This is a genomic window from Eubacterium ramulus, assembly GCF_003122485.1.
GTDB lineage: Bacteria > Bacillota > Clostridia > Lachnospirales > Lachnospiraceae > Eubacterium_I > Eubacterium_I ramulus_A.
Map to the genome: position 1 here is coordinate 1 of NZ_JRFU01000127.1, position 7,909 is coordinate 7,909.

General features: G+C 43.3%; 7 protein-coding genes. 1 reads left to right on the plus strand and 6 read right to left on the minus strand.

What is annotated here, in order from left to right:
- Positions 1 to 146: 146 nt before the first annotated feature.
- The 3 genes from LG34_RS11340 to LG34_RS11350 form a co-directional block, all read right to left on the minus strand.
- Complete coding sequence (locus tag LG34_RS11340) at positions 147 to 851, minus strand: N-acetylmuramoyl-L-alanine amidase (RefSeq protein WP_242979887.1); 705 nt, start codon at positions 849 to 851, stop codon at positions 147 to 149.
- A gap of 45 nt (positions 852 to 896) precedes the next feature.
- A complete protein-coding gene (locus tag LG34_RS11345) occupies positions 897 to 2,663 on the minus strand; it encodes a glycosyl hydrolase family 18 protein (RefSeq protein ID WP_109216152.1) in 1,767 nt (588 codons plus the stop codon).
- 303 nt (positions 2,664 to 2,966) lie between these two features.
- Entirely contained in the window at positions 2,967 to 3,188 is a 222-nt protein-coding gene (locus tag LG34_RS11350) for a hypothetical protein (protein ID WP_109216153.1), read from the minus strand.
- 908 nt (positions 3,189 to 4,096) lie between these two features.
- Between LG34_RS11350 and LG34_RS11355 the strand changes: the two genes are divergently transcribed.
- Positions 4,097 to 4,867, plus strand: a complete 771-nt coding sequence (locus tag LG34_RS11355) for an adaptor protein MecA (RefSeq protein WP_109216154.1) — start codon at positions 4,097 to 4,099, stop codon at positions 4,865 to 4,867.
- Between the two features lie 191 nt (positions 4,868 to 5,058).
- Here LG34_RS11355 and LG34_RS11360 read toward each other — a convergent pair whose 3' ends face one another.
- The 3 genes from LG34_RS11360 to LG34_RS11370 all read right to left on the minus strand — a co-directional run bounded on the left by LG34_RS11360 (position 5,059) and on the right by LG34_RS11370 (position 7,784).
- A complete protein-coding gene (locus LG34_RS11360) occupies positions 5,059 to 5,265 on the minus strand; it encodes a DUF1858 domain-containing protein (protein WP_021738537.1) in 207 nt (68 codons plus the stop codon).
- Positions 5,266 to 5,332: 67 nt separating this feature from the next.
- Positions 5,333 to 6,334, minus strand: coding sequence for a GTP 3',8-cyclase MoaA (gene moaA / locus LG34_RS11365; protein WP_242979889.1), 1,002 nt, complete (start codon positions 6,332 to 6,334; stop codon positions 5,333 to 5,335).
- 13 nt (positions 6,335 to 6,347) lie between these two features.
- Entirely contained in the window at positions 6,348 to 7,784 is a 1,437-nt protein-coding gene (locus LG34_RS11370; RefSeq protein ID WP_109216155.1) for a hypothetical protein, read from the minus strand.
- Between the last annotated feature and the right edge of the window lie 125 nt (positions 7,785 to 7,909).

Consider the following 7,909-nt stretch of genomic DNA (forward strand, 5'->3'; position numbering starts at 1 on the left):
GGAACCGACCAGCTTTTATAGGAGGTGGGAGTGAGCGCGATGAAACCGCAGTGAAATGAAGGCAGCGAATGTCTAGCTTCCTGACAGGATTCTTCGTTTTCTTATCATATAAATTTTCAGTCAAAAACGCGACAAACAAGAATATATCAATTTTCCAAATACTCACAAATTCCTTTCTGTAGCGCATCTACCAATTTATCCTGATATTGTGCAGTATTCAACAACGTCTCTTCTTCCGGATTTGATAAAAATCCACATTCCACGATCACCGTCGGCGCCGCCGTGTTTTTCAGAATATAATAACTGGTATTGGCTTTCGCCATCCGATGATTCTCCGGATCTGCATGCTCGATCAGGCTCTTTTGTAATATTTCTGCAAGCACTTTTCCTTCTTTTGATTCTGAATAATAAAATACCTGCGCGCCTTTTGCGGAACTGTCAGTATAACTGTTCTGATGGATGCTGATCACCGCATCCGGCTGCTCGGAATCCATCTTCGCCACACGATTTTTCATATCCGACGTTTTTTCGTTTGTTGCATTCGCATCTGCCAGATTTCTGTCATCGGTTCGCGTCATAACCACCCGGATATTTTGTTTTTCCAAACTCTTTTTGAGTTTTAAAGCGATCGCCAGATTCACTTCTTTCTCTTTTGTCCCAGCAACTCCGATCTTGCCCGGATCGTTTCCGCCGTGTCCACTGTCTATACAAATGCAGTACCGCGCTTTCTGTACACTGCGATTCATGACATCATACTGCACTACCCGCGGCACTCGTATGGCAGCAACTACAAGGCAAACTAATAACGCTGTAACACCGATTCTTTTTTTCACGCAAAAATACCCGAACATATGTAATCTCACTTACAATGTATTCGGGTATTTACTACACTATTACTAATTCATATACTCTGCAATGGTATCCCAGATCGTATTTTTCTCATATCCAAGCTTCCAGAAAGATGCACCTGCCAGATGATTATTTTTCATCACATCCAGCTTTTCTCCGATGGATTTCTGATCTTCCACCCAGATTTTGTACGTCTTGCCGTCATGCTCATATTCTGCATAATACTGTCCGCAGTCATCCAGCCACTGAAGCGTTACCGCATTTGTTGCCACACGGGTATCTACTTCACTCATGCTGACCACTTCACTGGATACAGTATAACCGCTCTGTGCCTCATCCGATGCCTGATCTGACTGATCCTCTGAAGCAGTCACCGGTGTCAGCTCCCACACTCTTGTGTAGAACGGAACTCCAAGGATCACCTGCTCTGCCGGAACATCCTTTAACGTATCTTCAATTCCCTGACGAACGAAGCCGATGGATGCCACAGAACCTTCATCTGATCCATTGTAATGCTCATCGTATGCCATGATCACAATGTAATCCGCAAATACAGCCTGCTCTCCACAGTCATAGAAAGAGTTATAAGATGCCGGAACATAATTATCCACGGACAATACAATGTCATTATTTTCACATTTGATAGAAAGCTCCCGGATAAATTCCAGATATCCGTCTGCCGCTTCTGCACTTAAGGATTCAAAATCCACATTGATGCCATCCAAATCATATTTAATCGCTTCTGCCACCAGATTATTCACCAGATTATCTCTGCTGGACGTGAGATTCAATACAGAAGTAGAATCTACGTCACTGTTCTCCAGATTACTCACCAGTCCCCAGACTTCAATTCCCTGCTGATGACAGTAAGTCACATAATCTGAACTGCACAGGGAAGCAATATTTCCACTGTTGTCATTCAGGTAAAACCATGTCGGTGAAATTACATTTACCCCTTTGGTACGTCCCAGTACATCTGCCACATTTCCATTTGCAGTCTGATTGGTCACCTGATGCCATGCCATATTGATCGTCTTATCTCTGGTAATATGAGAAAATTTCGGCTCTGTATAATTATGATCGTACAGAACATCCTGCTCACTGCCAACAGCTTTCGTTTTCATATATCCGATAAATCCATCCTGACTGCACACTTTACTCCAGGATCCGACGGTATCCAGAACAGTCACCAGATCACCTTTTTTGATTTCGGAAAGGATCGGGCTCTTGACGCCGCCTTTCTGCCGGATCTGTGTATTCTTTTTCACCGTCTGATAAGTCACATCATCCCACTGATCAGAAATCACGATGCGTCCCGGATCTGTATATACTTCATAGTGAATATCCGTGTATTTCTGCACAAAAGACATGGACAGATACATTTCTCCATCCCGCACCAGAGCGATCACATGATCCGCTGTCTCAGATGATTTTCCAAGCAGATACTGTGTGCTGTCCGGTGTCACATTGATCAGTCCATCCGGTGTCACATAACGCAAAACCTGCTCTGTCGCATCCCAGTAAAATCGCTTATTCAAATATTTATGCACGGTCTGATAATTAACATACACCTCATCATCCTGCAGGATTGCATGATTTTGTACCTGCTCATTATCATAGACCACAAACAGCTCATCATCTTCCGATAAACTGTAATATTCCTTGTAATCAGTTACCTCCTTTGACGGAGAATATTTTTTCAAAAAAGTCGTAAGTCCGACGATCAAAACGATCAATATGATCAGCGCCGTCACCCCGACTGCCAGAATTAATTTTTGCTTTCCCCTTTTTGTTTGCTGTCTTCGTGAAGCCATCGCTCCCTCCTTTTCTCACCTGTATATCATCCCCTGCGGATCTCTCTTATATACGATAGATAGTATGTAACATTTTCCACAGATTTTCAGACATGTCTGAATGCTACTGTTATGTTCAGTATACATGAAAAAAAAATGCGATGCAACCATTCCGATCAAACCTTAATGAAGGTTTTATAAAACATTTTTCAAACGGCAATCGGTACAGCATGAGGGCATGGATAAGTATTCGTGTGAACCTGCCGGCTCTGTTTTTGCCCCTGCCGTACCGTTGGTATTTGAGGAAACCTTCTGCCGTTTTTGTTATTCTTCTGTTTTTACTACATCAAATCTAAGCTCCGATAATGCGCCCTCATCGAACACATAATCGCGCATATAATCTACATTTTCCCGGACAAACATGGTTTCTGACACTTCATCCGAATTACTCGGAAAACCTTCCAGCCAGATAGAAATCCCCTGTTTTTCATAATTTTGAAGTTCGATCAGGAGTGGTTGTCCGGAACCAGCAAATGTCTGCTTCATAAAAATACCTCATCTCTGACCATAGCGGAAGTAAGTTCGTGATATACAATCCGCCAATAACTTTATTTCAAGAATATCTTTCCTATTCCTGCTGCGAAATGTGTGTCCTGCAATGCATGATATCTGCTCCCACACACTTCCGTAATCTTATAAAACTTTGGATATGATTCTATGTTTCGTCACTGTTATGCTCCGGCAAAAAGGTATGACAACGTTGTCTTCGTCTTTATCTTTCTTTTTACCTCCGTATCTATATTCTTACAGTTTTATCTTTTCTGACTGTCACAGATTTCTGCCGGATTTCTCTTATCCACCCCCAGTTCTTTGTCAGTTTCGGCAAATGCACATATACTAACAAAAAAGTATTCTTAAGAACTTTCCCCCATACCGACAGCTCGTCCTGATAAAAATAATACATCAGGTCTGCACCTTACTTTACTTTTCACCCCAAAAAAGCCAAGTATTCGGGCAAAATCTGTGACGCGTCTGAATAAATACCAGATTTCTCTCCTGGATACATAAAACGGAAAATATAAAGATGGTCAGTTGACCTACCTAGATCTGTGGGATCTCTCCCCTTGCAGCAAAAGCATCTGTAAAATGTACAGAATTGTACGATGCATGAAATCTGCTGCAGTCCCCAGTCTGTAAAAATCCTTCTGCTGAAACAACATTACAAAAGAATTATTAACAAACTGATATGAATTTGATCTATCCGTATGTACGGAAAACTTCTTGAGCCATAATATACCACAATCAATTTGAAAAATCAACTTAATTTTTAATTTTTCTTTAAAAAGAATAAAAAACAGGAAATTGTCATTAATTTCATACATTCTTTATGAATGAATGCTTGACGAAAAACACAAGATTATATATACTTTTCTAACAAGTAAGGAAGTGATGACATGAAAATTGAAAAATTAAATGACCATCAGATTCGCTGTACCTTAACCAGTGAAGACCTGGCTACGCGCAATATCAAACTCAGTGAGCTCGCCTATGGTTCAGAGAAAGCAAAAGCTCTGTTCCGCGATATGATGCAGCAGGCAGCTATGGATTTTGGATTTGAAGCGGAAGATATACCAATCATGATAGAAGCAATTCCACTCTCCTCGGAGAAGATTGTTCTTATTATTTCCAAAGTGGAATCACCGGATGAGCTGGATACCAGATTTTCCAACTTCACTCAGGCGGACACCGACAATGAAAATGAAGATGACGACATCCTCTCCTTTGGTTCTGATACCTTTGGCGACAATTCCGATCAGGAACCGGATGACACGTCCATGCAGTTACTTGATCTGCTCCAGCAGTTAAAGCAGGCACACAAAAAAGAGGAATCTTCCACAGGGAAGAAAGAGACTTCTTCCATTCCTTCTGATCTTGTCCGACTGTTTACGTTCCGTGAACTGGATGCAGCTATTCTTGCAGCTAACACCTTGCAGGGATTTTATCAGGGAAAAAATACACTGTATAAAGATCCTCAGGAGGGAGATTATTATCTGATCCTTCACCAGAGTCAGCATACCATCGCTGAATTCAATCAGGTGATCCATCTGATCAACTCCTACCTGCAGTCGAAGAAATATGTGACCGGTACTCAGGCTTATTACGAAGAACATTTCCAGAAGATCATCATTGGAAATGCATTACAGCAATTAGGCGAAATTGCCTGATTTCCGAATCTGAAATCAAAAAGTCAAAAGAAAAGCAACAAGAAAGTGCGCTATCGTCCACACGAAGTGCTTTTACTTGATAGGAAATTTATCGTAATGTCCTATCAAATGAAAAAACTGCTATGCAAAGAACCTCTCTGCATAGCAGTTTTTATTTGAAATTATATCGTTTACAGTGCCAAGCCTGTGCCTTATGCTACAACATCATTGAGGCGGTCTACTAATTCCTGCGGCTCAATGCCATGCACCATAGCAGCCTGCTCGATGGTCTCCATCTGAGAAGACGGGCATCCGAGGCAGTGCATACCAATGCCGAATAATACTTCTGCAATGCTGTCGATATGCTCCTGATCACGTAATAATTCACCGATCATGGTGTCTTTGGTAATCTGTGCCATTTTGCTGTACCTCCTTATTTTTACTAAGCGTAGTATAATACGTTTGCTCAAAATATGCAACCCCAGTTTATCCTCCGATCTGGGACATTTTTCTTGTATCCGCTTCCCCGGAAGCTGACGCATCAACAGATGACTCCGCCTGTACTTCACCAAAATGATGTTCCTTCGGTTTTCGTTGAATCGCATCCGCAATTGCATCTGCGATCTCCTCATCCGTACTTCCGTCACGTAACATCTGACGCAAATCAATCCCTGCTCCGGAATACAGGCATAATTTAAAAAATCCTTCCGAAGTCAGTCTGATCCGGTTACAGGTGCTGCAGAATTTTTCATGCACCGCACCGATAATACCGATCTCCCCTGCAAATCCCGGTGCCCGGTAATAGACTGCCGGACCGTTTCCAAGGATTTCCTTTACTTGATATGCCTCCGGATAGCGTGCAAAAAACATTTCCTTGATCTGTTCCGCGGAAAATGCCTCATACTGATCTCCGTATCCGATGGGCATCATTTCGATAAATCGCACGGCAATCTGTTTTTCCTTAGCCCATGTAAAAAAATCCGGAATCTCATCAATATTTACGCCCTGTACCGGTACACAGTTTATTTTTAACGGAATCCCGCTTTTATATACCGCTTCAATACCGCGCTCTACCTGCTCATACATATCTTTCCCGGTCACTTCCAGATAACGCGCTCTGTTTCGCGTATCCAGACTCACATTGATGGCATCCACGCCTGCTTCCTGCAGCTGTGGCAGCATTTCTTCCAACAGGACACCGTTTGTCGTCAGTGTCACCATATCAATGCCCTCAATCTGCTTAATCTCACGGATCAGACTGTCGCAGCCACGGCGCACCAGCGGTTCTCCACCGGTCAGCTTTACTTTTCGGATCCCCAGTTTTGCCAGAATTTTCACGATCCGCAGGATCTCCTCGTAACGCAGGATCCGCTCATGCGGAATAAACGGCACTTCCTCCGGCATACAATATTTGCATCGCAGGTTACAGCGGTCGGTGATTGATATTCTGATATAATCAATTTCTCTGTTATAACGATCTGTAATCAAAATATTCTCCTGTTTAAAATAATATAGTTACGACCATACCCGCCGCATTTTTATACACGGACGGATTGGCACTTTCTTTTCCACAGTAAACGCGAAATGGTGTGGTTCCCTTGATCGGTGCAAAATGCAGATCTTCATCTGCCCAGCTGCTGGTATCACCCTTTTCCAGACCATCCTGTGAACGCTGATCCTGCTCATATGCCAACAGGAAGCGATATGCTGACAGCTCATTTGCCTCCAGCACGATCTTTTCCTTGTAATTGTCATTGGTAAAAATCTGAAACTTCACAGAACCATTTTCCAATTCTTCCCGCTGTGGAATCTCCGGCAAAAGTTCCAGCAAAGTCAATAGACTCCAGCCTTTTGCAGTGACACGGCGCTGACCGCCCTGTCCGTGGTTCATGTTATGGTTGTAATACTCATAGGTTTCACAGCTTTCCAGGTCGCCAAAATCATGTAACAGTTCCCGCAAAGAATAGTCATGGCAAGCCACAGTCTGTCCCTGTTTTACGACCTGAATATAAAATTCACTCTCGTCCGCGCGTGTGCCCGGAACACGAATCTGTTTTTCAACTTTCCGTTCCTTTAACTCACCTGCAATGACTCCGGAAAACTCTGTACAAATATTCTGACCGTCAAAATATCCGACCTGTTTAAACGCCTCATCTGCCAGAAACAGCCAGATGTCTCCGGTAATCTTGCTGATTTCCTGTCCCTTCGCATCCACAGCCAGTAACTGATCTATTGCCTCCGGTGTACACTCTGCCTGCTCTGACCAAAACTCCCGATGCAGTCTGACTGCAGGTACACGGCGTATGCTCTCGTCCTCCATCTGCACTTCTGCCCAGTGCATGATCCCTGCATGCTTGCTGTCCCACTCAAAAAAGCGGCTCAGCGAAAAATACCGGTTACAGCGCAGTCCGGTTCCACGAACCCAGAATCCCTGCTCGGCACTTCCTGCCACCAGCATCCGGATTCCTTTGGCAAAATAATCTTTGTTCTTGTCATCAATTCCCTGCTGCCCGAACATAATGGTCGGGTGCGGATAGTATTTTACTGGTATACCATTTTTGCCAAAAGAAATAAAAGCCTCCCGCGGCTCCTTTCCTTCTGCACTCCGTTCTAATAATCCCGGGAAAAAATAACGTCTGGATCCTAACTCTGTGACCACAGATTCAAATCCATCCACGCTGCCAAGCCGGATCTCATTTACATCTGTTGCTCCTGCTGCATCCAGATACCGCTGCAGCGGAAATCCAAATCCTTCTTCAATATCCCGGCTTTCCGCATCCTCATGATTATCATATACAGAAAATCGCTGACGATCCGTTTTTTCCTGCTGATCCAGGTCGGTACAGGTATACAGTACATTTCTTTCTGCGGCGCTGCCGCTGAGGAACAGTCCCACCTGTTCTTCTTCGGACAAAATCTTAATACTTTTAATATTCATTCAAGTATCTCCCTCTTTTTTATTTTTCGTCCAACTATACCAAGTAAAGGGCAGATCACTCTGCCCTTTAAAAATCCTTTATCTCAGTCTGAGTTGAGACTCCCACTTCTGCAAGTGGTGAGTAG

What these genes read in the sequence shown, in the direction of transcription:
- LG34_RS11350 (WP_109216153.1), bottom strand. Translation starts at nt 3,188, where the DNA reads ATGAAGCAGACATTTGCTGGTTCCGGACAACCACTCCTGATCGAACTT.
- LG34_RS11340 (WP_242979887.1), bottom strand. Translation starts at nt 851, where the DNA reads ATGTTCGGGTATTTTTGCGTGAAAAAAAGAATCGGTGTTACAGCGTTA.
- LG34_RS11360 (WP_021738537.1), bottom strand. Translation starts at nt 5,265, where the DNA reads ATGGCACAGATTACCAAAGACACCATGATCGGTGAATTATTACGTGAT.
- LG34_RS11370 (WP_109216155.1), bottom strand. Translation starts at nt 7,784, where the DNA reads ATGAATATTAAAAGTATTAAGATTTTGTCCGAAGAAGAACAGGTGGGA.
- LG34_RS11345 (WP_109216152.1), bottom strand. Translation starts at nt 2,663, where the DNA reads ATGGCTTCACGAAGACAGCAAACAAAAAGGGGAAAGCAAAAATTAATT.
- LG34_RS11355 (WP_109216154.1), top strand. Translation starts at nt 4,097, where the DNA reads ATGAAAATTGAAAAATTAAATGACCATCAGATTCGCTGTACCTTAACC.